The organism is Microbulbifer sp. TB1203 (genome assembly GCF_030997045.1).
In the GTDB taxonomy this organism is placed as follows: Bacteria; Pseudomonadota; Gammaproteobacteria; order Pseudomonadales; family Cellvibrionaceae; genus Microbulbifer.
Genome location: NZ_CP116899.1, coordinates 2,249,518 through 2,273,911, shown reverse-complemented (window position 1 = coordinate 2,273,911; position 24,394 = coordinate 2,249,518). Strand labels below are relative to the sequence as shown.

Annotated in this window: 22 protein-coding genes and 1 other RNA gene; 9 read left to right on the top strand and 14 right to left on the bottom strand. The window is 59.5% G+C overall.

Going from position 1 to position 24,394, the window contains the following annotated elements; genetic code table 11:
* Window positions 1-158: 158 nt before the first annotated feature.
* The 3 genes from putP to PP263_RS09540 all read left to right on the top strand — a co-directional run bounded on the left by putP (window position 159) and on the right by PP263_RS09540 (window position 2,748).
* Window positions 159-1,634: a sodium/proline symporter PutP gene (gene putP, locus PP263_RS09550; protein ID WP_308368195.1), complete on the top strand. Its 1,476-nt coding sequence runs from the start codon at window positions 159-161 to the stop codon at window positions 1,632-1,634.
* Window positions 1,635-1,686: 52 nt separating this feature from the next.
* Complete coding sequence (locus PP263_RS09545; protein ID WP_308368194.1) at window positions 1,687-2,199, top strand: O-acetyl-ADP-ribose deacetylase; 513 nt, start codon at window positions 1,687-1,689, stop codon at window positions 2,197-2,199.
* Between the two features lie 84 nt (window positions 2,200-2,283).
* Entirely contained in the window at window positions 2,284-2,748 is a 465-nt protein-coding gene (locus tag PP263_RS09540) for an Mpo1-like protein (RefSeq protein ID WP_308368193.1), read from the top strand.
* Window positions 2,749-2,909: 161 nt separating this feature from the next.
* Here PP263_RS09540 and PP263_RS09535 read toward each other — a convergent pair whose 3' ends face one another.
* Entirely contained in the window at window positions 2,910-3,395 is a 486-nt protein-coding gene (locus tag PP263_RS09535; protein ID WP_308368192.1) for an Lrp/AsnC ligand binding domain-containing protein, read from the bottom strand.
* Between the two features lie 190 nt (window positions 3,396-3,585).
* Here PP263_RS09535 and ald point away from each other — a divergent pair, with 190 nt between their 5' ends.
* Window positions 3,586-4,731, top strand: a complete 1,146-nt coding sequence (gene ald, locus PP263_RS09530) for an alanine dehydrogenase (RefSeq protein WP_308368191.1) — start codon at window positions 3,586-3,588, stop codon at window positions 4,729-4,731.
* Window positions 4,732-4,917: 186 nt separating this feature from the next.
* Here ald and PP263_RS09525 read toward each other — a convergent pair whose 3' ends face one another.
* Together PP263_RS09525 and PP263_RS09520 are read right to left on the bottom strand one after the other, a co-directional pair.
* Window positions 4,918-5,634 (bottom strand): 16S rRNA (uracil(1498)-N(3))-methyltransferase, encoded by a 717-nt coding sequence (locus tag PP263_RS09525; RefSeq protein WP_308368190.1) that lies wholly within the window; start codon window positions 5,632-5,634, stop codon window positions 4,918-4,920.
* Window positions 5,635-5,648: 14 nt separating this feature from the next.
* The gene (locus PP263_RS09520) at window positions 5,649-6,491 is read right to left on the bottom strand and encodes a 6-carboxytetrahydropterin synthase (RefSeq protein WP_308368188.1); all 843 of its coding nucleotides are present in this window, start codon (window positions 6,489-6,491) and stop codon (window positions 5,649-5,651) included.
* A 180-nt stretch (window positions 6,492-6,671) separates the two neighbouring features.
* Here PP263_RS09520 and ffs point away from each other — a divergent pair.
* Window positions 6,672-6,768, top strand: an RNA gene (ffs, locus tag PP263_RS09515) — signal recognition particle sRNA small type.
* A 236-nt stretch (window positions 6,769-7,004) separates the two neighbouring features.
* The gene (locus tag PP263_RS09510; RefSeq protein ID WP_308368187.1) at window positions 7,005-8,870 is read left to right on the top strand and encodes a M2 family metallopeptidase; all 1,866 of its coding nucleotides are present in this window, start codon (window positions 7,005-7,007) and stop codon (window positions 8,868-8,870) included.
* 177 nt (window positions 8,871-9,047) lie between these two features.
* Here the strand turns inward: PP263_RS09510 and PP263_RS09505 are convergent, their stop codons facing one another.
* From PP263_RS09505 to purM, 9 genes are all read right to left on the bottom strand, one after another.
* On the bottom strand, window positions 9,048-9,833 hold the full coding sequence (locus PP263_RS09505; protein ID WP_308368186.1) for a type IV pili methyl-accepting chemotaxis transducer N-terminal domain-containing protein: 786 nt from the start codon (window positions 9,831-9,833) through the stop codon (window positions 9,048-9,050).
* An 84-nt stretch (window positions 9,834-9,917) separates the two neighbouring features.
* Complete coding sequence (locus PP263_RS09500; protein ID WP_308368185.1) at window positions 9,918-11,132, bottom strand: alginate export family protein; 1,215 nt, start codon at window positions 11,130-11,132, stop codon at window positions 9,918-9,920.
* A gap of 89 nt (window positions 11,133-11,221) precedes the next feature.
* The gene (locus PP263_RS09495) at window positions 11,222-12,079 is read right to left on the bottom strand and encodes an ABC transporter ATP-binding protein (protein WP_308368184.1); all 858 of its coding nucleotides are present in this window, start codon (window positions 12,077-12,079) and stop codon (window positions 11,222-11,224) included.
* Between the two features lie 40 nt (window positions 12,080-12,119).
* Complete coding sequence (locus PP263_RS09490; protein ID WP_183460568.1) at window positions 12,120-13,115, bottom strand: ABC transporter permease; 996 nt, start codon at window positions 13,113-13,115, stop codon at window positions 12,120-12,122.
* An 82-nt stretch (window positions 13,116-13,197) separates the two neighbouring features.
* Window positions 13,198-14,577: a CmpA/NrtA family ABC transporter substrate-binding protein gene (locus tag PP263_RS09485; RefSeq protein WP_308368183.1), complete on the bottom strand. Its 1,380-nt coding sequence runs from the start codon at window positions 14,575-14,577 to the stop codon at window positions 13,198-13,200.
* 683 nt (window positions 14,578-15,260) lie between these two features.
* Entirely contained in the window at window positions 15,261-16,634 is a 1,374-nt protein-coding gene (locus tag PP263_RS09480) for an outer membrane protein transport protein (protein ID WP_308368182.1), read from the bottom strand.
* Between the two features lie 206 nt (window positions 16,635-16,840).
* Window positions 16,841-17,548: a DUF3108 domain-containing protein gene (locus PP263_RS09475; protein WP_308368181.1), complete on the bottom strand. Its 708-nt coding sequence runs from the start codon at window positions 17,546-17,548 to the stop codon at window positions 16,841-16,843.
* A 63-nt stretch (window positions 17,549-17,611) separates the two neighbouring features.
* Window positions 17,612-18,268 carry a phosphoribosylglycinamide formyltransferase gene (purN, locus tag PP263_RS09470; RefSeq protein ID WP_308368180.1) on the bottom strand — a complete coding sequence of 219 codons (657 nt, stop codon included), beginning with the start codon at window positions 18,266-18,268 and terminating at the stop codon, window positions 17,612-17,614.
* Window positions 18,268-19,311 carry a phosphoribosylformylglycinamidine cyclo-ligase gene (gene purM, locus PP263_RS09465; protein WP_308368179.1) on the bottom strand — a complete coding sequence of 348 codons (1,044 nt, stop codon included), beginning with the start codon at window positions 19,309-19,311 and terminating at the stop codon, window positions 18,268-18,270. The genes purN and purM overlap by 1 nt, the downstream gene beginning before the upstream one ends.
* Window positions 19,312-19,534: 223 nt before the next feature.
* Between purM and PP263_RS09460 the strand changes: the two genes are divergently transcribed.
* Both PP263_RS09460 and hda read left to right on the top strand, forming a co-directional pair.
* Window positions 19,535-20,623: a DUF2066 domain-containing protein gene (locus PP263_RS09460; protein ID WP_308368177.1), complete on the top strand. Its 1,089-nt coding sequence runs from the start codon at window positions 19,535-19,537 to the stop codon at window positions 20,621-20,623.
* A gap of 1 nt (window position 20,624) precedes the next feature.
* The gene (hda, locus tag PP263_RS09455; RefSeq protein ID WP_308368176.1) at window positions 20,625-21,350 is read left to right on the top strand and encodes a DnaA regulatory inactivator Hda; all 726 of its coding nucleotides are present in this window, start codon (window positions 20,625-20,627) and stop codon (window positions 21,348-21,350) included.
* Between the two features lie 130 nt (window positions 21,351-21,480).
* Here hda and PP263_RS09450 read toward each other — a convergent pair whose 3' ends face one another.
* Together PP263_RS09450 and PP263_RS09445 are read right to left on the bottom strand one after the other, a co-directional pair.
* Window positions 21,481-22,923, bottom strand: a complete 1,443-nt coding sequence (locus PP263_RS09450) for a right-handed parallel beta-helix repeat-containing protein (RefSeq protein WP_308368175.1) — start codon at window positions 22,921-22,923, stop codon at window positions 21,481-21,483.
* A 12-nt stretch (window positions 22,924-22,935) separates the two neighbouring features.
* Window positions 22,936-23,526 (bottom strand): hypothetical protein, encoded by a 591-nt coding sequence (locus PP263_RS09445; protein WP_308368173.1) that lies wholly within the window; start codon window positions 23,524-23,526, stop codon window positions 22,936-22,938.
* 515 nt (window positions 23,527-24,041) lie between these two features.
* Between PP263_RS09445 and PP263_RS09440 the strand changes: the two genes are divergently transcribed.
* Window positions 24,042-24,281: a hypothetical protein gene (locus tag PP263_RS09440; RefSeq protein ID WP_308368172.1), complete on the top strand. Its 240-nt coding sequence runs from the start codon at window positions 24,042-24,044 to the stop codon at window positions 24,279-24,281.
* Window positions 24,282-24,394: the final 113 nt, after the last annotated feature.

Sequence of the window (24,394 nt, the reverse complement as noted above, 5' to 3'; positions counted from 1 at the left end):
AGATTTTCCGAATGTTTCTCCAATATGTAGTTTGCCGATTGAGCTTGTGCCAGCGAATTAGTAGATTTGAGCGCAATAAACACAAAAAACAGCCGCGACGCCTGTTCTTGAAGGGTTTTTCAGCAAGGTGTCGCAATCCACAATAAGTAGGGGTCTCTATGTCCGGACAATGGCTTGTCGCGCTCACCTTTGTAGCTTACCTGGCGCTGATCCTGGTGATTGGTATCTACGCCTACTTGCGCACCAAGAACGCGAGCGACTATTTTCTCGGTGGGCGTTCGCTGCCGCCGGCGGTGGCGGCGCTCAGTGCCGGCGCCTCGGATATGAGCGGCTGGTTGCTGATGGGGCTGCCGGGGGCCGCTTATACCGCCGGTCTGTCCTCGGCGTGGATCGCGATTGGTCTCTTCTCTGGTATTGTCCTGAGCTGGACCATCATGGCCCGGCGTCTGCGAATCTATACCAGCGCCCTCGACGACTCCCTCACCGTCCCCGCCTATCTGCATCGGCGGTTTGATATGGGGCACCCCTATCTGCGCACCCTCTGTGCCTTTTTTATTTTGCTGTTTTTCCTGTTCTATGTGGCCTCCGGGCTGATCGCCGGTGGCAAGCTGTTCGAGACGGTATTCGACTGGGATTATCGGTGGGCGGTGGTGATCGGCGCGGGAGCGGTGATCTCCTACACCCTGTTCGGTGGTTTTCTCGCAGTGTCCTGGACCGATGTGTTCCAGGGGCTGCTGATGAGCCTGGCGCTGGTCATTGTGCCGGTAGTGGTTATCCAGAATGAAGGTGGCTTTGCCGCCGGTTGGGCCAATTTGCACGACAAAGTGCCGGAGTTGATGCACTGGATGCAGGACAATACCGGCCAGACGTTGGGAATTGCGGCGATTTTGAGTTCTTTGGCGTGGGGCCTGGGCTATTTCGGGCAGCCGCATATCGTGGCGCGCTTTATGGCGGTGCGCAGCCCGGACGATGTGCCTGCGGCAGCGACGGTGGCCGCGGTCTGGTCCCTGTTCGGCTTCCTCGGGGCCCTGTCCGTGGGCCTGTTCGGCCACCTGGAACTGCAACAGGCTCTGCCTGACGGCGAACGCATCTTTATGGCGTTGGTGGAGGCGCTGTTCCACCCGCTGGTGGCGGGGATACTGCTGGCGGCGATTCTGTCAGCGATTATGAGTACCGCCGACTCCCAACTGCTGGTGTCCTCGGCGGCGCTTGCGGAGGATATCTACCACGTGTGGTTTGGGCGGGAAACCAGCCCCCAGGCGATGGTGAAAGTGGGCCGCTGGGCGGTAATCGCCCTGTCGTTGATCTCGGTGTGGGTGGCCATGGATCCGGATTCCAAAGTGTTGGACGTAGTGGCCTATGCCTGGGCGGGCCTGGGCGCCGCCTTCGGCCCGGCGACTCTGATCAGCCTCTTCTGGTCGCGAATGACCGGTGCCGGAGCCATTGCCGGTGTGCTGGTGGGCGGCTTGACGGTGGTGGTCTGGAAGCAGCTTTCCGGTGGGATCTTCGATATCTACGAGCTTTTACCCGGCTTCCTTCTCTCTTCAGCTGCTATCGTGATAGTAAGCGCAGTGACAAAATGTCCCGCAGAAGTAGCATCGCGCCACCGTCGAGTGCTGGGGCTGCCCGGTTGAATTTCCGGGCCATCCAACCTCTGCGAGTGTGTGCAGGGGTTGGAGAAACTGAGTGATCGAAGTCCATCTCGGTGATATCACTCGATTACAAGTCGATGTTATCGTCAATGCCGCCAACCAGCGGCTCCTCGGTGGTGGTGGGGTAGACGGAGCTATCCACCGGGCGGCGGGTCCCGAATTGCTGGAGGTCTGCCGCAAACTCGGGGGCTGTCCAGTAGGGGAGGTGCGCGCCACGCCCGCCTTTGCCATTCCTGTCAAACGCATTTATCACACCGTGGGGCCCGTGTGGCGGGGCGGCAGCTTCGGCGAGCCGGAACTGTTGGCCAGTTGCTACCGCCAGTGTCTCGCCATGGCCCGGCGCGAGAATATGCACTCCATCGCTTTTCCCGCGATCAGCTGCGGCGTCTACGACTATCCGCCGGCGCAAGCGGTGGAGGTCGCCGTGGAGCAGGTGCAGCAGCATCTGGAGCGGGATAGCGAGCCGCAGCAAATAATTTTTTGTTGTTTCGACGAGACAATGGCAGATCTGTACCGGCAGCAACTGGAGGCTTACGTGCGAAGGTGAGCCCTGATGGCGCTTTCGGTCATTGATTCTTGAAGATTGGTCACAGATGATCAGCCTGATAATAATAATGGACAGGAGGAGACAATGCGCAGTGCTGAACAGTGGTTCTCCGAATATGGCGAGAGCCACCAGAATCCCACCAACAAAGCTATTCATTGGATTGCCGTGCCGGTGATCTACGCCACTGTGGTCGGGTTGCTGTGGGCGATTCCCCAGCCCGCCTTTATGGCCGCCATTCCCTGGTTGAACTGGGCGGTGGTGGCGCTCATTCCCACTTTACTTTTCTACCTGTTGATGTCCTTCCCGTTGGCACTGGGCATGGCGGCCTTGAGCGTGGTGTGCCTGTGGGGCTGGGCGGTGGCGGACCGGCTGGGGTTTTCGGTGTGGGTCACTGCCCTGGTCCTGTTTGTATTGATGTGGATTCTGCAGTTTGTGGGCCACCATATCGAGGGTAAAAAGCCCTCGTTTTTCAAGGATCTGCAATTTCTGCTGATTGGGCCGGCGTGGGTGATCGCTTTTATCTATCGCAGACTGGGAATTAGATATTAATGCGGAATGCGGAATACGCGAGCCAGCCAAGTGCACGCTTCAAGCCGGCCAGCCGCGTCCATAGACCCTCTTGCCGGCTTGAAGTCAGATCGCGGCCACAGGCCATTCCTACGGCACGGGATCAGATCGCGTATTCCGCATTCCGCATTCATCATTCCGCATTATCTGTTGTAGTGCACCGGCACTTCGAGCGTCTCCTTCACCTGTTCCATCACCACATAGCTGGTGCATTCCAGCACTTCCGGCAGGCTGAGCAGTGTCTCTCCGTAGAATTTGCGATAAGCATTCATATCCGCCACCCGCGCCTTGATCAGGTAGTCGAAGTTGCCTGAAACCAGATAGCACTCCTGTACCTCCGGCAGCGCCGCCACAGCGTTGCGGAACTCCTCGAAGGCGTCCTGGGCCGAGCGGTTCAGGCGTATCTGTACGAAGACCACCAGGGCTGCATCCAGAAACTCCGGGTTGATCAGCGCGGTGTAGCCCTGGATCACACCGTCCGCTTCCAGTCTTTTGACTCTCTCTACGCAAGGGGTCGCGGTCAGGCCCACCTGGCGGGCCAGTTCGGCGTAGCTGGTGCGGCCGTTCTTTTGCAGTACCCGCAGGATATTGCGGTCGATGGTGCTCAGTTCACTGGCGCGCTTGCGCATCAGATGGTTCTCCGGTTGTTCAAGAATCGGTCATTTTCTGGTGGATTCTAGTGGATTCCACTAGCGTCATGCAAAAACTGCCAGAAATACACTTTTATCCTGGGTCTATACTGGGCGAAATCACAGAAGCAGGGTGTGATGTGCCGGTCATCGAAACGGCGCGCCAGCCGGAAAACGAGGAGTCGAAAAAATGTTGATTGGTGTCCCGAAAGAGATCAAGAACCACGAGTACCGCATCGGCCTCACCCCGGCCAGTGTACGGGAGCTGGTCGCCAACGGTCACGAGGTGGTTGTGCAAAAGGACGGCGGCGCTGCCATTGGTTTCTCCGATGAAATGTACGAGCAGGCCGGTGCCCGTATCGTGGATACGCCGGAAGAGATCTTTGCCAGTGCGGACATGATCGTCAAGGTAAAAGAGCCCCAGCCCCACGAGTGCGAAATGCTGCGCCCCGGCCAACTGCTGTACACCTACCTGCACCTGGCTCCGGACCCCAAGCAGACCGAACTGCTGGTGAAATCCGGCGCTACCTGCATCGCCTACGAAACCGTGACCGACAAGCGTGGCGGCCTGCCGCTGCTGGCGCCCATGTCTGAAGTGGCCGGCCGTATGTCCGTGCAGTGCGGCGCCCATCACCTGGAGAAAGCCCAGGGTGGCCTCGGTGTACTGCTGGGCGGTGTGCCGGGCGTGGCCCCGGCCAAGGTACTGATTATCGGTGGCGGCGTGGTCGGCACCAACGCGGCCAAGATGGCCTTGGGGATGGGCGCGGACGTGACCATTCTCGACCGTTCCCTGCCGCGCCTGCGCGAACTGGACGATATCTTCGGCGGCGCGGTGCGCACCGAGTACTCCACCGGCGATGCTATCGAGAAACACGCGCTGGCGGCTGATCTGGTAATCGGCGCGGTGCTGATTCCGGGGGCTGCGGCGCCCAAGCTGCTGACCCGCGACATGATCAGCCGTATGAAGAAAGGCGCGGTGGTTGTAGACGTGGCCATCGACCAGGGCGGCTGCTTCGAGACTTCCAAGCCCACTACCCACACCGAGCCCACCTATGTGGTGGACGGCGTGGTGCACTACTGCGTGGCCAATATGCCCGGCGGTGTCGCGCGCACCTCCACAATGGCCCTGAACAACGCCACCCTGCCGTTCGCGGTGGCGCTGGCCAACAAGGGCGCCAAGCAGGCGCTGTTGGACGACGCCAACCTGCTCGAAGGACTGAACGTCCACGCCGGTATGGTGACCTATCAGGCAGTGGCGGATGTACTGGGTTACGAGTATGTGGACCCGAAGCTGGCGCTGCAGAAATCCGCGATCGCGGAAGGCGCGGCGGCTTAAGGCGACGCGCTTCGATTGTTATCGAGCTGTTTTTCTCCCCATGAGGCGCACTACCCCCCGCGCCTCGCTCTGTGAGGCTTGGTGGCGGGTGCCACCATTTTCCAGCCGCGTTTTTACGCGGCTTTTTTTATTCGTGAGGAGTGCCGGAGTTCTGGTGAGCGCCCCGGCTGCTGATCGTAAGAGCGCTTAACGTCCGGGATACAGCCGGCTGAGCAGCACCGGCAGTGCCGTTTCCACACGCAGAATACGCGGACCCAGATGCACCGCGGCAAAGCCGATCTCCTGCAGCTTCTCCACCTCGTAGGGAATAAAGCCCCCCTCCGGGCCAACTGCCAGGGTGGCGTTCTGTCGGATGTCCACCGGGCAGGGGTTATCCGTGACCGGATGGGCCACCAGCTTTAATGAATTGGCGGCAATTTCCGGCAGCTCATCTTCCACAAAGGGCTTGAAGCGCTTGCGCAATTCGATCTGCGGGAGTCCCGTATCCACAGACTGTTCCAGACCCAGCAGGCACTGCTCGCGCAATTTTCCCTCTGTCAGCCAGGGGCTCTGCCAATAGGATTTTTCCACCCGGTAGGCGTTGATCAGGTAGAGTTTTTTTACCCCCAGCGCAGTGGCGTGCTCTATGGTGCGCTTCAGCATTTTGGGCCGCGGCAGGGCGAGGACCAGGGTGAGGGGCAGGGCGGGGGGGGGAGGGCGATGCAGTTCCACCTGCAGTTCGATAAAGCCCGATTCCCGAACAGTGACCAGGCCGCTGCCGATATCGCCATCCAGAAGCCCCACCCGCAGTGTGTCGCCGGGGTTCGCCCTGTGCACCTCGAGGATATGTTTCTGTCGGCGGCCGCTCAGCCGCGCGTGTTCCGGGCCGACGAAATCGCTTGGTTCCAGGATGATCAGGTTCAACAGCTCACACTCGTTTACGCTTTGGCGGAGGCGATGGCGCCCTTGCCCAGCCCTTCGTAGGCGCGCACCCTGACTTCCTTTCCCGGCTGCTCCGCGGCGATGGTGTCGGCAATATACTGTGCCAGCTGTTCCACCGTGGTGTCGCAATTCACCAGCTCGCAGCGCGCGGCGGGAATGCCCAGGGCAAAATGCCCCTGCCGCGCCCAGTAGGCGAATTGCAGTGTCCGCTCCGTCTGCGCCAGCAGATCCTCGCTGGTACCCAAATAGATATCGCGCCAGCGCTCCGCCCATTTGTGCTCCCACTCACTGCTGCGTTCGCCATCCAGGAAAATCTGGATGCGTGAGCGGTGGCCGTGGGCGATGCGCTGGCAGTTGCCCCCATGTTTCTTCAGGCCGTGGCTGTAGTGGTAGTAGGGATCGGGAATTTCCTCGCAGGTGAACTCCAGGCGCAACCGCTCCACGCTGGTGGGAAAGGCGGAGGCCAGCTGTCGCACGCTCCAGGCGGCGACGCTCTCCGCGTCGATCGACTCGGCCTTTACCAGGGCAAAGGCCTGATCGGGGCCGGAGATGTTGATCTGTTCACCGTCGGCCAAGAGCCAGGCGAGGGCGATCTGTCCGTCTTCCTGTTTCAGCTCGAGATGCGGCGAGCGGGTGGGTACCAGTAGCCGGTGGTCCAGTTGATCGTCCAGCCAGTGGCGCAGGGTCTTCTTCACCACCCCGAAATCGCACACCATGCCCTGGCTGTCCAGGGCGCCGTCCAGCGCCGCATTGGCCAGCCAGGTTTCTCCCACCAGTCCGCGCTGGTGATCCAGGTAGCTGAAATCGATATTGGTGAGATTGTCGACGAACAGATGCATGAATAACTCTTTGCTTGGAAGTGGCCTCTAGAGGGCCATCCCAAAAAACGGCTGCGCGTGCGCCTGGCGACACCGCTGTTTTTTGACATGGCTTCTAGCCGCGCAGAGTATAACCTTTTAGCGGGGCTGGAACTCGCGCCTTCGAGTCTCTATAATCGCGCCCTCTTGCAATGGCGGCCCTTCCGGTCCCCTCGCAATGAACAGCTGTGAACCCCGCCAGGCCCGGAAGGGAGCAACGGTAGCAGTGGTATCATGTGCCGAGGGTGTGCTGGTTGGGCTGCCTCCAGTTTTCCTGCGCGCCGGCCTTTGGCGGGCGCTGCTCCCTTCCCCGCTAGACCCTCGTTACTCGCGAAAATCAGATACCGGAGAACAGCGGCAGGAGTTTGTTGCTCTGTTTTTCCCTCCTTCCGGAACATTTTTGTCTTACTTTTGCCTCTTCCCGGCCTTCCATCCCGCTTTTTCGCCGTCTGTGTTATAAACCACGCTTTCCGGATAACAACGAACGGGGGAAGCATGAAGAATATCGCCCTGGCCGTGGCTGTCGCCGCGGCACTTGCAGCCTGCGACAACGGGCAGGTGGAACAGAAACCCAATGAGACAGCTGCGGTCGCTAGGGAAGTGACCAGTACCGCTGAGTCCGGCAACTTGACTGCTGAGGACGCCAAGGCCTTCCTGGACGATGCCCAGGCGCGTCTGGAGAAGATGGCCGAGGAGTCGAGTCACGCCAGTTGGCTGGCTGCTACCTATATCAATGTGGATTCCCAATATGTGGAATCCCTGGCTAACGAGCGCTACACCGCAATGGCGGTGGAACTGGCCTCCGAAGCGGCCAGGTTCGACGACCTGAATCTGGACCCGGAGACCCGCCGCCAGCTCACCATGCTCAAGCAGGGGCTGGTATTCCCCGCGCCCAGGGACCCGGAACTGACCGCGGAACTGGCGCAGATCGGCTCCAAGCTGCAGGGCATGTACGGCTCTGGCAAATACTGCAAGGAAGAGGGCGGCGAGGAGAAGTGTTACGGTCTCACCGAAATGGGGCGGATCATGGCCGAGAGCCGCGATCCGGAATTGCTGAAAGAGCTGTGGGTGGGTTGGCGCGAGGTCTCGCCGCCCATGAAGCCCCTGTACCAGCGCCAGGTGGAGATCGGTAACGCCGGCGCCGAGGAACTCGGTTACGACAACCTGAGCGTGATGTGGCGCTCCAAGTACGATATGCCCCCGGATGCCTTTGCCGAGGATATGGACGCGCAGTGGAACAAGGTCAAGCCGCTGTACGAGGCGCTGCACTGCCATGTGCGCGCCAAGTTGAATGAGCACTACGGCGACGACGTGGTGCCGCCCCAGGGCAAGATACCTGCACATCTGCTGGGCAACATGTGGGCCCAGGAGTGGGGCAACGTCTACGAACTGGTGAAAGACGAGGACATGCAGGCGCCCTACGACCTGACCCAGTTGGTGGTGGACTCCGGCATGAGTGAAAAGGACATGGTCAAGGTGGGCGAGCAGTTCTTCACCTCGCTCGGCTTCAAGCCGCTGCCGGAGACTTTCTGGGAGCGCTCCCAGTTCACCAAACCCCGGGACCGCGATGTCGTGTGCCACGCCAGCGCGTGGAATATGGACGGCCAGGACGATGTGCGCATCAAGATGTGCATCCAGAAAACCGGTGAGGACCTCGTCACCATTCATCACGAGTTGGGTCACAACTTCTACCAGCGCATCTACAAGGACCAGCCTTTCCTGTACAAGGAGGGGGCCAACGACGGTTTTCACGAAGCGGTAGGGGATACCATTGCGCTGTCCATCACCCCGAAATACCTGAAACAGATCGACCTGATGGAGGAGGTGCCCAGCGAGGACAAGGACCTGGGTTACCTGATGCAGCAGGCTCTGGACAAGATCGCCTTCCTGCCCTTTGGCCTGCTGGTGGACAAGTGGCGCTGGCAGGTGTTCAACGGCGAGGTGCAGCCGGGAGATTACAACAAGGCCTGGTGGGAGCTGCGCGAGGAGTACCAGGGCATCGAGGCGCCGGTGGAGCGCACCGAGGCCAATTTCGACCCGGGCGCCAAGTACCATATCCCCGGCAATACCCCTTACGCGCGGTACTTCCTTGCGCGCATCCAGCAGTTCCAGTTCCACCGCGCGCTCTGCGAAGCGGCCGGGGAGACTGGTCCGCTGCACCGCTGTTCTATCTATGAAAACGATGCGGCCGGTGAAAAGCTGCGCAAAATGCTCGCCATGGGCGCCAGCAAACCCTGGCCCGATGCGATGGAAGCGCTGACCGGCCAGCGGGAACTGGATGCCTCGGCGATTATCGACTATTTCCAGCCGTTGATGGTTTATCTGGAAGAACAGAACAGGGACAGAAACTGCGGCTGGTAGAATTTTTGGAACTCGGGTGGTGCGCTCGGCGCACCCTACGGGAATGGCAGATCCGCCCTACGGTCTACAGAGACCTCCCCCGTAGGAGCGGGCCATGCCTGCGATCGATGATGGAATGACTGGAAAGATCGATCGCGGGCATGGCCCGCTCCTACAATTGCCCCCAACCATTTAGCATTAGCGCGTTGCAAGCTGCGCTGAATTCAGCAGCTCGGCATACTGCCCGGTAATCACATCCATATTGCGCAACAACATATCTGTAGTGCCGGTAATCACATGGATCTGGCGCTCCTCGGACATCTGCATCTCACCCTCGAAACCCCGGCTGGCATAGTTCAGGTATCCCTGGGTCTTGAGCAGGTTGCGGGTGATCTCCGGCGTGTTCAGCGAGCTCTGCAGCAGAAACTCCAGCATATGCTGGAACTCCGCCAGGTCTTCGTTCAGCCACTTTCCTCCCTCTTCGCCGGCCACTTCCCAAAACTGCGCGACATAATTCTTCGCAATGCGCTGGGAGAGCATACGCTGGCGGCCGGAGACATTGACCAGTTCCGCGCTGCTGTGGTCGGCGAGATCCTGCAGGCGCATGACATAGGCGTGGGCGGCAGGCAGCAGGCTATTGCTGCGGCGAAACAGTTCGGCAGCGGTGGATTTGGTGACAGGTTGATGGGCGATCGCTTCGAAAGCCTTCCACTCCAGTTGCACGGTTTGGAGGTCACCCCGTATTGGCGCCGCCCCTTCAAAGTCGGCCAGCTGATCCAGGTTGTTCGCGAACTCCCGCATACATCGCTCGAAAATCTGCTGGTGTCGTTCGGTGTCCGGCTGTATACCGCGGAGAATGTAAGCCTGGGTAATACGCTGGGAGAGCATGCGCTGGCGCCCGGCGATATTGATGGCATCGCCCATACTGAACGCGAGGACGTCCATGCTCAGTAAAAACAGGAAAAGTGCCAGGAAAAATTTCATCACCTCTTTCCTTGAGCATTATTGATTCTGTAGAAGAGTAAGGGGCCCGGCCCATTGAAGGGCCGGGCGCGATCAAGGTTCAGTTCAGAACTGTGCTTGTGCAGTAAGCCAGATCTTATCGGTATCCACACTGAATTCGTCGGCGATATAGCTGCTGTATTTCAGGTTCAGATCAACCGCACTGATTTTCCCACCCACGGAAAAACCGTATTCATTGCCGAGTTTATCCATTCCGGAAACATCTGAATCATCGGAGTTAAGCTGATGATAGTTGAGGGCGAGCTTTACTCCCGCGAGCGATGTGCCGAGGGTCACATAGACATCCTCGATACCACCGGCAATATTGCCGGTACCGCCGCCCAGGAACTTGTCGTTCCAGCCCTGGAACTTGTGCAGGGTTGCCAGCGGAGTGATGAACTGGCCGTCGCTGCCGTCCGCGCCGAGAAGTTCATAGCCCGCTTTCAGCGTCACCGGACCCAGCTTGTAGCCGCCCTCAGCGAGGATGTAGTTGGCATCGTAGCTGGCGGGGTTGTCGGCGGCGGCGGACTGGGTAGCGTATTCCACGGAATAATCCGCCGCGCCGCTCTTGCCGGCAAAGCGCAGGCCGTAGGTGTCGGTGGAGAAAACCGGGGCGTTTTCGTTGTCGATCAGGTAGGCGTAGGCAGAAAGGGTGCCGGCGGCGAGGCCGCTGTACTTCGCGTTGAGCAGATAGGTGTCGTTTTCGTGGTCGCCCAGCGGACTGTCTTCGCCGAAGATGCGGTTGACGTTGTCGATATGGGCGAGGAACAGTGTGGTGTTGGCCAGGCTGTTATTGGTGACGCTGACGCCGTCGTAAGTCTGCTCGTTCTGGCGAAAGCCGACTCCGCCGACGAAGCGCTGGTTGTCGAGCAATATGCGCTGACGGCCGTATTTGATCGCGGTGTTGCCGAACGAGTAGGCCAGGTACACCTGGTTTACCTCGGTTCCTTCCGGGTCCGCCACGCCGCCTTCATTGTCGGTGAGATGAGTTACGTCGTCCATTTCGATAAGGGTGCTGAAGCCCCGATAGGCTGCGGATTGATAGGTGAGGCGGGTCTTCAGGCTGGTCAGGTCCAGCTTGTCTGCGCCGTCGGTATCCACCTGCTCGGTTCGCGCACGGAAGCCAAGAGTGGCCTCTCCCTGTCCCAGCGCTTCGCTGAATGATGCCGCGGAAGGTTCTGCGGCTTCAACGGTATCGTCGGCAAACGCCGGGGCGCCGGCGACAATGGCAATTGCCAGAGCCAATATATGCTGTTGTGATGGAAGGGTCAGTCGTTTCATATTTAGTTCCCAAAAAAGGATGGTTGGTCAATAAGCGTTTTTCAGCGATTTTGTGTATGCCTGTTTTTTGAATATTTTCATTAAATTGTTCAGGCAGCGTGCTCCACAGACTTGGTTTCGAACTTCGTATTTTTATCAGCATCGGTTTTTTTCGATGACGGATCGCGTTTGCTGTGACGCTCGTGCAGGAATTTGAGTACCCTGGCCCGGTATCCGTTGTAGTGTGGATCGTCAGCGAGTTCCAGACGGCTGCGCGGACGCTCCAGTTGAATGTCGAGAATTTCGCCGATGGTTGCTGCGGGGCCATTGGTCATCATCACAATGCGATCGGAAAGCAGAACCGCCTCGTCCACATCGTGGGTGATCATGATTACGGTGTTGTTCAGTTCCGCCTGAATTTCCATCAGCGAGTCCTGCATATGTGCACGGGTGAGCGCATCCAACGCGCCGAAAGGCTCATCCATAAGTAAAACCTTGGGCTGCATCGACAGAGCCCGGGCAATACCCACCCGCTGTTTCATACCGCCGGAAATTTCCGACGGGCGCTTGTGCATGGCGTGTCCCATATGCACCAGCTGCAGGTTGTGCTCGATCCATTCGCGCATTTCCGCTCTGGATTTTGTTTTGCCAAATACCTGCCTTACCGCGAGCTCCACATTTTCATAGGCACTGAGCCAGGGCAGTAGCGAGTGGTTCTGGAATACCACTGCGCGCTCCGGCCCCGGTTCGGTGATCTCCTTGCCATTGAGGATCACGCCGCCGCGGGTGGCGCGATACAGGCCCGCGACCACATTCAGTACGGTGGACTTGCCGCATCCCGAGTGCCCGATCAGAGAGACGAACTCCCCTTTCCTGACCTGCAGATCAATATCGCGCAACGCGGTAAAGGGGCCTTTGGGAGTGGGGAACTCCATATCCACATGGCTGATATCCAGTAATACGCCCATATTCTTCTCCAGAGTTTGATAGGACCGAGTTTGATTGGAGCTAGTGTGTAATGCTGTCCTTGTCCCAGGAAGCCAGTTTCTGCAGCTGCAGCATGGCGCGATCCAAAAGAAAGCCGATCACACCAATGACAATCACCGCGGCCATGATACGGGCCAGGGAGTCGGAGCTGCCGTTCTGGAATTCATCCCACACGAATTTGCCCAGGCCCGGGTTCTGAGCCAGCATTTCCGCGGCAATCAGCACCATCCAGGCCACGCCCAGGGAGAGGCGCATACCGGTAAAAATCATCGGCACTGAGGCGGGCAGTACAATTTTTTGCACATGTTTCAGCGGGGACAGACGCAACACCTTGCTGACGTTCACCAAGTCGCTTTCGATGCCGGCCACCCCGACGGAGGTGTTGATAACCATTGGCCAGAGGCAGCAGAGGGTGACCGTGATCATGGAGTTGAGAAACGACTTGGCCACCAGCGGGTCCGTCGAGGTGTACAGGGCGCTGACCACCATGGTCACCAGCGGCAGCCAGGCCAGCGGTGATACCGGTTTGAATATCTGAATAATCGGGTTTATTGCGCTGCTCAGGGTGCGGCTCAGGCCGGTGGCAATTCCCAGAGGAATGGCAATGGCTACGGCGAGCAGGAACCCGCTCATCACCGTGATCAGGCTGGTAAAAATCTGGTCGATGAAAGTCTCTTTGCCGGTGTAGTCGCGAATCTTCGGCTGATAGCCGGGGTCTTCCGCGAGCCGTTCCGCGTTGCGGATTTCCTGGCGCTCATAAAAGGCGGCTGCCTTTTCCCGCGAGCGTTCATGCTCCTGATAGAGTGCGCCAAACTGTTCCCATACGGCGGCAGGTCCGGGAAATTTCCCCAGGGAGGTATCGATATTCTGCGCGGTTGCGGACCACAACAGCAGAAATACCAGAACACCGGTCAGGGGAACCGCCACGTATCGGATGGCGCTGTTGAACAGGTTGTTGTCTAACAGTGAAAGCTTCCAGCTGGCCGGTTTACTGATGGATAAGCTGCTCGATGTCATGGTCCTCTGCCTTAGGTCGACTTATGGTTGCGCTTGTTGGGTTCACAGGGTGCGCAGTGCGCACCCAGAATTGATTTCTGAACTAGAGTTTTTGTCCGGCTTTGAGGCCGATAGGAAACTTCCCGATATATTCGTTGGGTTTTTGGCCGTTGTAGACGATGCCGTCGATGAAGTGGGTCTGCGGTTCGCGGTAACCGTCTTCGCTGGAGAAGTCTGGAAACTGATCCGCGGAAGCCAGCTTGTCTTTGATCAGGGATTCCGCTGCGGCCCGATAGATATCCGGACGATAGACCTTCGCCGCCATCTCCTTGTACCAGTCGTCACTCTTGTCTTCCGATATCTGACCCCAGCGACGCATCTGGGTCAGGTACCAGATGGCGTCGGAATAGTAAGGGTAGGTGGCGTGGTAGCGGAAGAAAACGTTGAAATCCGGTACTTCGCGCTTGTCGCCCTTCTCGTACTCGAAAGTACCGGTCATGCTGTTGGCGATAACTTCATAGTCGGCGCCGACGTAATTGGATCGGGAGAGAATTTTTACCGCTTCCGGACGATTGGCGTTGTTGTTTTCATCCAGCCACATGGCGGCGCGAATCAGCGCGCGGGTGATGCGGATGGTAGTGTTGGGGTATTTCTCCGCGAAAGCTTTGGTGATGCCGAAGACCTTTTCCGGATTGTCCTTCCAGATTTCGTAGTCGGTTACCACCGGCACGCCGATGCCCTTGAATACCGCCTGCTGATTCCAGGGCTCGCCCACGCAATAGCCGTAGATGGTGCCGGCTTCCAGGGTGGCGGGCATCTGTGGCGGCGGTGTTACCGATAGCAGGGCGTCCGCGTCTATCTGTCCGGAAATATCACCTTTGTGCGGCGCATAGTAGCCCGGGTGGATACCACCTGCGGCCAGCCAGTAGCGCAATTCATAGTTGTGGGTGGATACCGGAAAAACCATGCCCATATTGAACGGCTTGCCCGCCGCCTTGTATTTTTCCACTACCGGTTTCAGCGCATCCGCCTTGATCGGATGGACTGGCAGGCCGTTGTCCATTTTTGGAATGTTCGGCTTCATCTGCTCCCATATCTCATTGGAAACAGTGATACCGTTGCCGTTCAGGTCCATGGAAAAGGGTGTGATGATCTCAGCCTTGGTGCCGAATCCCATGGTGGCGGCGATGGGTTGTCCGGCGAGCATATGGGCGCCGTCCAGGCGGCCGTCGATCACGCCGTCGAGCAGTACCTTCCAGTTGGCCTGTGCTTCGATGGTGACGTAGAGACCCTCGTCTTCAAAGAAGCCTTTCTCATAGGCGATGGCGATGGGCGCCATATCGGTCAGTTTGATAAAACCGAAGGTCAGCTCTTCTTTTTCCGGATAACCGAGTTCCGCGGATGTCGCCGGTGTCGCTAGCCCGAGGGTGCTTGCGAGCCCCACGGTTATCGCGGCGCGCCTGAAAAGTTGTGTCCACTTCATATCAGAGTCCCCCAGTTGATGATCAGTTGAAAATTGCGGGCATAAAAAAAGCGCTCATCGACCGGCTGCCGTCAGGCAGCGAGTCAATGAGCGCCTCTGCTCATGATCAACCGAGCGGGTCGGTTGAGTCTGAATTTTTTCTTCGGTGAGCACCGTTTAAATTCTGCGGCGACCGGCTATCGATTTTCGAGCCGGCCACCGGGTGCGCCTCGCAATAGATGCTCTGCATAGAGTGTGCCAATTTTTCTCAGGTGGCTTGGAGTCGGGGCTTGCCGGAAACTTGCTAATGCCGGGGAGAACTTGGTGAAAGCGCCCGTTTTCATCAGTTAAGTGTCTGTATTTATTAGGTTTTTTTCTTCCCTTCGGACGGCGCCGGAGCGGCCGGGCCAGCGGCAGAAGTCCGCCATTTCAATCGTCTTGAGTCAGTGAGATGCGGAGGCAGGCGAGGGGTTGCACGGGACAAGTGGACCTGTAACCGGTAGCTCTTTTTAGTGCAGGGGTGGGTGAAGGGGGAATTTTTTGGTGCGGGAGCGCAGCTCCATTCCCGGAGCCCGGGCGCTATTGTGGTGCAGTTTCGGCTGTCGGTGCCGGCATTTATGTGCCTGGATATACAGGCTATCGGCGAGAAAAGGGCCGGACTTTGCCGTCCGGCCCTTTGTGCTGACAGGGATTCGACCGGGTGATCAGAAGCGGTAGTTCAGCGAGACACCGGCGAGCCAGGCCCCGATATTAGTGGTCCCGCCATTGTAGTAAGTGGGTACCGGGGCCGCGGTGAATTCCTGGATCCTCTCGTCGTCACCCCACAGGTAGGCGAGGCCGCCGTCGACACTCAGGTGCTGGTCGAACTCGTAGGTACCGCCGAAAGTCACCCAGTGGCGGTCGGTATCCGGAATGGACAGGGTGCGCCAGGTGATCGGCAGTCCGAGCGCGTTGGCGGTCTCCTCTGTCGGGTTGAGGCCGTCGCGCGCAGCGCCCTCGTCGTAGGCGTAGCCGATGCGCCAGGTGACTTCCTCGCAGGGGTAATATTCACCACCGATGCTGAAGCGCCAGCCGCTCTCGAAGTTTTCCTCCTTGAGATGCAGCGGGTTGAATGGCGCTCCCTGACCTGGCAGAAAAGCTTCCAAACGCTGGAAGTCGTCCCAGTCGGTATAGGTGGCGCCCAAGGCAATGCCCCAGTTCTGGTTGAACTTGTGGTAGAGGCCCAGTTCCCAGTAGTCCGGTAGATCCAAGGTCAGGTTGCCGTCGACATCGTCAAACGGCGCCAGCGGGCTTGGAAGAAGATCAGAGCTTACGTCTCCATCCAGCTTGGGATCGAAATCCGCGTGGTAGGACAGCCCCAGCCGGGTACTGGGGGTGATATTCCACAGGGCGCCGATGCTCCAGCTCACATCCCAGTCGTCGCCTTCGAGTTTCAGAATCTGGGCGCCGGAGAGGGGGAAGGGGAGGGCGGCATCCAGCGGGAAGCCGTCGGGCACTCTGGTTTTCAGTTCAGCGTCGGCATAGAGGAAATTGACCGCCAGGCCGATACTGAATATATCCTGATAGTTGTAAGCCACTGAAGGTGCGATATTGACTGTCAGCAGTTCTGTCTTGTCGGCAATATTGAGTACCAGCGAGTCGCTGTCGAAATCGGTTTCCAGGCCGTAATTGGTATACATGGCCAGGCCGAAGGACCAGCAGTCGTCGATAGGCACCGCCAGGTAGGCGTTCGGTACAAAGGCGCTGCTGGCGTAGTCGTTATCCTCCGCGAGGAAGGGGCCGACTTCCGCAACGCCGAATGGTGTGTCGACGAAATAGCTGATCTCTCCCTCGGCGTCGATTTCCGGATTGACGTAGGTCACACCCCCGGAAATGGTGATAGTGTCGAACAGGGCGGAACCGGCAGGATTGCGGGCCAGGATGGCGGCGTTGTCGCCGATGGTGTTCTCTGCGGCAAAGGCGCGGCCGAGGCCGGAGGTGCTGGTCTCGTTCAGAAAGAAGCCGGCGGCCATGGTGCTGCTTGACGCGGTACTGATTGCTGCAGCCAAAATAGCACGACGCAGTATTATCTTGTTCATGAGGTCCCACTCTTTATCGCTGTTAATACGTTGAGAAAAACTTTTTACAAAGTTTTCCCACTTTCGCAAAGTAAAATCCTGGTGCGAAAAGTTTAGCAGTCACGATCTTTCGCGCCAGAAGAAAACGGCGACTTTATATCGGTAAAAAGCCGAAAAATCCATGCGGGAGCACAGTTTTTTTGATTCTTTAGACGGAAGGAAGGATTTTATTGGCCGGCGGAGATGTTTTTTCCGTCTATGGATAATTTGGTCAAGGAGATTTGGTAGCTTTTGCCATCCTCCTCTTGCTGCATTAATTTGACCAGCGCGTAATTCCACTTGGGGGCAAACCAGATACTGGTTTCTCTATCTGAATCTCCGTCGCGCACCCGCTGTACTTTAATGGTCTCTATTTCCCCGAGAGGCGTCTGCAGCAGCTCCTTGCCAACCACGGAGAATTCATATTCACGGATACGTTTGCCATCGGCCACCTTGTAGTTCAGCGTCTTTTTCCCGGTAGCGACATCCAGCGCCAGCTGCAACTGGTAGCTCAGTTTGTCCTGAATGTGATTGGGCACATTCTCCAGGGTGCGGCTTTTGTCGGAAACATTGACCACCCTGCCTTGCTCAAAATTCAGGACTGTGTGGCGGTCTTTGCCCAGGCCGGTTTTATGGTATTCGTAGTGGCGGGGTGACAGTTGGTTCCCCGCGGCGATAAACCGGGAATATTCGCGAATATCGGCGAACAGGGAGTGGGCGTTGAAATCGAGTCGCCAGTTGCCTCCGCTACCGGATAGCTCCCGTGTGGCGGTGACGCCAATACCGCTGTACTTGGCGGCATAGGTGGCGGTAAAAGGTTTCAGTTTGGGTTCCTGCGCCAGCGCGAAACCGGCGAACACGGCAGAGATAAAGAAGGCAATAAGACGTAACGACACGGTGACCTCCGGATGTCCAACCCCCCGCCACGATAAGTCGATCAACCAGTCCGCGGCGGTGTGTTAATAAGCCCCAGTAATTTTCTTGCCAGTGCGCGGTAGCAGTTCGCCGTCCAGTTCCGAGCGGTCCTCCACCATGCGCAGCCGGCCCTGGGCAAACCAGGTTACCGTCAGCGGGTAGATCTTATGCTCCTGTAGCTGCACGCGTTTTGCAAGTAGCTCGGCGCTGTCCCCCGCCTGTACGGGGACCAGGGCCTGCACAATGGCGGGACCGCCGTCCAGCTCCTCGGTTACAAAGTGCACTGTGGCACCGTGGTCGCTGTCGCCGGCCTCCAGCGCCCGCTGGTGGGTATGCAAACCCTGGTATTTGGGCAGCAGGGAGGGGTGAATGTTCAATAGGCGGCCGCTGTAGTGGCGCACGAATTCGGGGGTGAGGATGCGCATAAAGCCCGCGAGTACCACCAGGTCGGGAGTGTGGCGGTCGATCTCGGCCATCAGCGCGCTGTCGAACGACTCCCGGTCGGGGTAGTCCCGGTGGTCCACCACCGACGCGGGAATGCCGGCTTCGGCGGCGCGGACCAGGCCATAGGCCCCGGGCCTGTTGCTGATCACTGCGCAAACGGAGAATCCGGCGCGCTCGCCGGCGGCGTCGATCAGCGCCTGCAGATTGCTGCCGCTGCCGGAAATCAGTACCGCGACTCTACACAGCTTCCGCGACATTAGAGTCCCGCCAGTTCGACAGCTTCACCATCTTTGGCCTCGATGGAACCGATAACGCAGGCTTTTTCACCCAACTGTCTCAGGATTTCCAGAGCCGGGTCGGCGGCGTCCGCGGGCACGCAGATCACCATGCCCACGCCGCAGTTGAAGGTGCGGTACATCTCGCGAAGATCGATATTGCCCGCCTCGCGCAGCCAGCGGAATACCGGGGGCATCTGCCAGTTGCCGGTGTCGATGACGGCCCGGGTGCCCTCGGGCAGGACCCGCGGCAGGTTTTCCAACAGGCCGCCGCCGGTAATATGGCTGAGGGCGTTGACCTGTACGCTCTTCATCAGTTGCAGCAGGTTCTTTACATAGATGCGGGTTGGCGCCATCAGCGCGCGGGCGAGGGTGGTGTCACCCGTCTCCTGCTCCAGGTCGGCGCCGCTGATCTCCAGCACCTTGCGGATCAGGGAGTAGCCGTTGGAATGGGGGCCGCTGGAGGCCAGGCCGATCAGCTTGTCGCCGGCGGCGACTTTGCTGCCGTCGATGATTTCGGATTTCTCCACCACACCCACGCAGAAGCCGGCCAGATCGTAGTCGTCGCCCTCGTACATGCCGGGCATTTCCGCGGTCTCGCCGCCCACCAGGGCACAGCCCGCAAGCTCGCAGCCGCGGCCGATGCCGGTCACCACCTCTGCGGCGATATCAACATTCAGCTTGCCGGTGGCGTAGTAGTCCAGGAAGAACAGCGGCTCCGCACCGGCGACTACCAGGTCGTTGACGCACATGGCCACCAGGTCGATGCCAATACTGTCGTGGATGCCCAGGTCCATTGCCAGGCGCAGCTTGGTGCCCACCCCGTCGGTACCGGAGACCAGAACCGGCTCCTTGTAGCCGCTGGGCAGTTGGCACAGGGCACCGAAGCCGCCCAGTCCGCCCATCACCTCGGGTCGCTGGGTGCGCTTGGCGACGTGCTTGATGCGCTCCACCAGAGCGTTGCCCGCATCGATATCGACACCGGCGTCTTTGTAGCTGAGGGACTGGGGTTTGGAATCGCTCATGGTTCATCCCGCAATGGACTTTCAGAGGGCGCGTATTCTAGTGGAAAACCTGCTGGATATGCGAGCCAGCCGGCATTTCTTAAAAACGTCCGCCGCGGCGGCTCCAGGCCGTTTGTGAGAAATGCGGACTAGAGACTGGGAGAAAAGGCCGACACTGATACAATAGCCGCAAATTGGTTGCTTCCACGGCGGCCGTCCACAGAAGTCTGAAGAGAGAAAACAGATGCGAACACCGCTCCGGCTCTGCTCGCTACCATTGGCATTGCTGCTCTGGGTGCTGGTCCTGCCGGCCCAGGCCCGTGTGGTGCCGGACCTCTATGAAGTGGTGGAGGCTGTGCCCAGCCGCGGCGCCACCGATCGCACTGCGGCCAGCAGCCGCGGGCTGGAGCGGGTGTTCGTTCGGGTTACCGGCGACGCCGCTATCGGCAGCAATCCGAGCCTGCAGCCGGTGCTGCAGCGGGCTCAGCGGTATGTACAGAGCTACCGCTACGAGACCGAGGATAACCAGCTCTACCTGCATCTATCCTTCGAACCCCAGGCCATCTCCGAACAGGTGCACAAGCTGCAGCTGCCCGTGTGGCCCAACAACCGCCCCGGTACCTTGGTTTGGATGGCGGTGGACACCCTGCGCGACGGTCGCAGCGCCCTGCGCCAGGAAGACTACCCGGAACTCTTCGCGGTACTGGACAGTCTCGCCATTGAGCGCGGCCTGCCGGTGGAATTCCCGGTGATGGACCTGAACGACCAGCGCAACATGCCCCTCGGTGAGCTCTGGGCCCAGGACGAACGGGCCGCGGAACGCGCCGGCGTACGCTACGGGCCGGACGCCACCCTGATGGGCCGCCTGTTGCAGGCCTCCGGAGAGCGCTGGCAGGCCAACTGGCTGCTGATCCATGGCGGCCGCAGCTATGCCTTCGACGCCAGCGGCGACTCTATGGAAGAGGTTGCCCTGCGGGGCATCAACGAAGCCGCCAACCTCCTGGCCCAGCGCTACGCCGTGCGTGCCGACAGCACCGGCCAGCAGAGCGCGGTGATCCTGGAACTCTCCGGTATCGACAGCTTCGCCGACTACACCGAAGCCTCCAGCTACCTGCAGCAGCTGGCTGTGGTCAGCAGCGCGGACCTGCTGTCGATCAATGGCGACCGTTTGCGGCTGGCCCTCACCACCTCCTCGCGGCTGCAAAACTTGCAGGACGCCCTGGCCCTGAACCGCAGGTTGCAGGCGCAGGCGGACGAAGGCCCCATCGACCTCAGCGGCTATCGCGCGCCCCTAGGCAGCGCGGAGCACCCGTTGCGCTACCACTGGCGTTGAGATGACCGCGGAAAAAGGCGTGCCGCAGCAGCTTCCGCTGGGAATATCCCTGCGGGACGACGCCACTTTTGCCAACTTCTACCTGGCCCACGCCGATCCCAATCTCCAGGTCGTAGAGGCCTTGCAGCGGTTTGCCGAAGGCGGGGGTGGCGATACGGCGCTCTACCTCTGGGGCGAAGCCGGCAGCGGTGTCAGCCACCTGCTTCAGTCCGCCTGTCTGCACGCCGAGGCCAACCGGCGCAGCTTCCAGTACCTGCCGCTGGCAGAACTCCTGGACATGGACCCCGCCCCCATCCTCGACGGTCTGGAACAACTGGATTTGGTTTGTATCGACGACCTGCACCGGCTCGAACAGCACCCCCAATGGCAGACGGCGCTGTTTCATTTATACAATCGGGTGAGAGACGGCGGCGGCCAACTGCTGCTCGGCGCCCGCCAATCCCCCCGAGGCCTGGACATAGCGCTGGCCGACCTCCGCTCCCGCCTACAGTGGGGGCTCATCTACCAGCTGCAGCCCCTCAACGATCGCGACAAAATTGCCGCCCTGCGCCGGCGCAGCCGACTGCGCGGCTTCGATCTCCCGGAGGACGTGGCGCAATATATCCTCCACCGCGCACCCCGGGGGACCCGGGCCCTGTTCCTCTGCCTGGAACAGCTGGACCGCGCTTCGCTGATGGCCAAGAGAAAGATCACCATCCCTTTCGTCAAGGAAGTGCTGGGGATCTGAGAATGGGGGTTGGGCGTGGCCTTTGTGGATGGGAAGGTGTAGTGCCCATCTGCTGCAACCACTTCATATCCGTCGTTAGCTCAATCGAGGCTTTCGCGAGCACGGCAGCACGCCCCAGGGCGTGCTGCTATCAGGGCGTATCGCCGATGGAGATGTCGTCAACGTAGAGAGTTGTGCCTGTGCTTCCAGGGCCGGTGAGGTAGGCCCAGACGGTGGTGGTGCCAGCGGGAGCTGTGAGGTTTGCGGAGGCCTCTTGCCACGTGGTGGTCAGGGCCGGCAGCTGCACGACGTCGGTCTGGAGGGCCTCCTGGTTCACGTTGAGCCACTTGATGGTTAGCTTCGGTGCGACCGAGGTGCCGGGGCTGCCCTTGGCCCACAGACGAGCGAGTTTGTCGCCCGGGGTGATCTCGAATCCGGGGAAGTCGGAGACCATGACGCCCCAGCCATCGGGCGCTGTGGCTTGGATTTCCAGGCTGTGCGTGCCGCCGCGGGCCTCGTTGATGCTTTGGGCGATGGCGGCCGAGAACCAGGGAGCCCATTGGCCGGTGGAGCCCTCGACAGTGGCGGTGTCGGTGTCGAGGACGTTGGCCACCTTGGGCGGCGGGCCCTGGTCACTGGTGCTTCCCAGGTCCTGGTTGAACGGGGCGGCCTGCCAAGTGTCGTAGCTGATCGTCTCGCCGTACCCCTTGGCGAACCGCCACGGGCCGTAATAGTGGTTGTTCGCGAAAAAGTTGCCGTTGTGGAACATGACAGCCTCCTGGACGGCGGCCACCGTGTACGGCGACCAAGGGATGTTGTTGGCGCCGGAGGCGATTAGCGCGTTGACACCACAATACGTGCCGGTGCACGGGACGGCGTCGGGGTCGAAGCGGAACTCGTTGTTGGTGACCTCCACGTCTTTGGCGTGCCAGCGGCAATCGGTGAAGTAAGGCTCGTTGGCGACGTCGGTGTAACACGGGTGCGTCGCGCTGACGGGGTTGGGATACATACCGTCGTGCGGCTTCGGGATCAACGTGGGCGAGACCAGCGGCGTGCAGTAGCCGGAACTCGTGTTGCCGTTGGAGTTGCAGAAGCGGTTGGCGCTCTCGAAAATTGAGACGCCCGAGAAGTTGTCCTCGAAGACATTGTCGACAACGCGTAGCTTCGTCGAACCGGAGACCGTGCTGGACAGACGTGCCTCGCCGCCGGATTCGGAAAGGTAGATGGCCGGGGCGGGCGAACCGGTGTTGCGTACGCCTTTGACCCAGCCGTTGCGCAACAGCGTGTTGTTGCGGATCGTCGCGTTGTAACTGGTCTCGTAGAAGATGCCTTCGTCGTCGTTGTGGTCGATGTAATTACCTTCGAACAAGAAGTCGATGTTGTTCGTGTCGGCCCACAGGCCCACGCTCTTGTTGTCGTGCACCCAGTTGTTGGTGACCTGCGCGCCTTTGACGTCCCAGAACTTTCCGCCGCCGGTGCATCCGCAGCCGGGGTTGAGCGTCTCCCAGTCGTCAGTGTTGTTTCCGGCGATCTCGTTATGGTCCAGGACGAGGTTCTTGATCGCCGAGTCACCCTCGACCGGCGGTTTGTACATGCTGAAGCCATACTAGCCGTTGTCTTTGAGGCAGTTGTAGCGCACGACATTGTCGGTCCCGAGGAACACGCCGGCGCCGTCATTGCCCTGGATGGTGCTGTACTCGATCACCCAGCCGGTGCCGGCGTCGTGGTTGACGACACCCTCGTTGTTGTTGTCGAGCCCGCGACCGAAGTTGCGGATCGTCAAGTAGCGGATGGTCACGCCCTCCGCCAGGCCGCTGAACGCGTAGAGGTTGGCGTTCTGACCGTCGAGTACGGCCCCGGGGCCGCCGACGAAGATGGCACCTGCGCCGGGCATGATTTGGCTGTACAGCTCGGTGCCGAGGGTATGCACGCCCGGTGCAAACCAGTACGTGACCCCGGGCTGCTTGAAGTCTATGCCGGTGTTGTCTCCCGCGGGGACGATCACCGCGCCTTCCGGAGCGATCGCCGGGCCGGTCAGCAGGTCGGCGTTGCCGCAGATTTGCGCCGGTGGCGAGGTGGGTGCGGCGGTGGCGTACGTTCTCGCCGTGTCGTCGAGGGCCTGCGCGGGCGAAGCGCTATAGACTCCGATTCCAACGACGCCGGCCACGACGAGAGCGATGTTTCGGAGCGCAATCACGAGGAGAGATCCTTTGGCTTGGAAAAAGATGCGAGTGCAACGACAGACGGCCCCAGGCCGATCAGTAATCCACGAAGAGTCCTTTGCAATGCGTTCACCTTCCTTTTGGGATTGAGCGGTGCGGGTCCATGACTGCGACTATGCCGATTTTGCGCGTGCCGATTTGGCGACTGCCGCCACCGACATGGCCGCGATCTTTATAGACCGGGTGGCGTATTTCCGTCAAGGATTGCCGATGTGGGAACGCTCCGTAGATTGGTCGATCGCCATCTCTGCGCAGTGCTTTTGATATGTGATGGCATGTAGTGAAATTCGGCAGATGCACACTGGTCACCAAGTCGAATGCAGGGGTACGGTACCTGACGAGATAAAGATGCATTGAGGCAAGTGCAGGCGATTTTGCGCTGAAGCCTTGTGCACCGGCTTTCCTTCTGGAGGAAATACGCGAGCTGACGGTAACATTTACCTCTGCTTGTATCAGAAATGCCAGACTCTTCCTCAGCCAGGAGAAACCGATGAATGCTGAACAGTGGAAAAAATTGAGAGAGCTTGAAAGGCAGGCCTGGCTTTGCTCATTATCCAGAACGGGCCGCAGCGTTTTGTTGTGCACGAGAATATTCAACAAGATGAGCCACGTCCTGATCGGCGGGGGGAAGGAGCTGTTTGAGTTTCTGGACCGGAGTGAAAATCCGGCAAACTGCCATCTTTACGAGAGCAATATGCAGGCAAACCCATTGCTTTTGACCCCGGAGTAATTCAGGGAAAGATTGGAGCGGGAAGGCCGGGATATCGGCAATTTTACATCGCCTGTGGACCGGGGCTTTGCTCCCGAGGAAGGCCGGTAAATTGATAAGGTAAAGGAAATCAA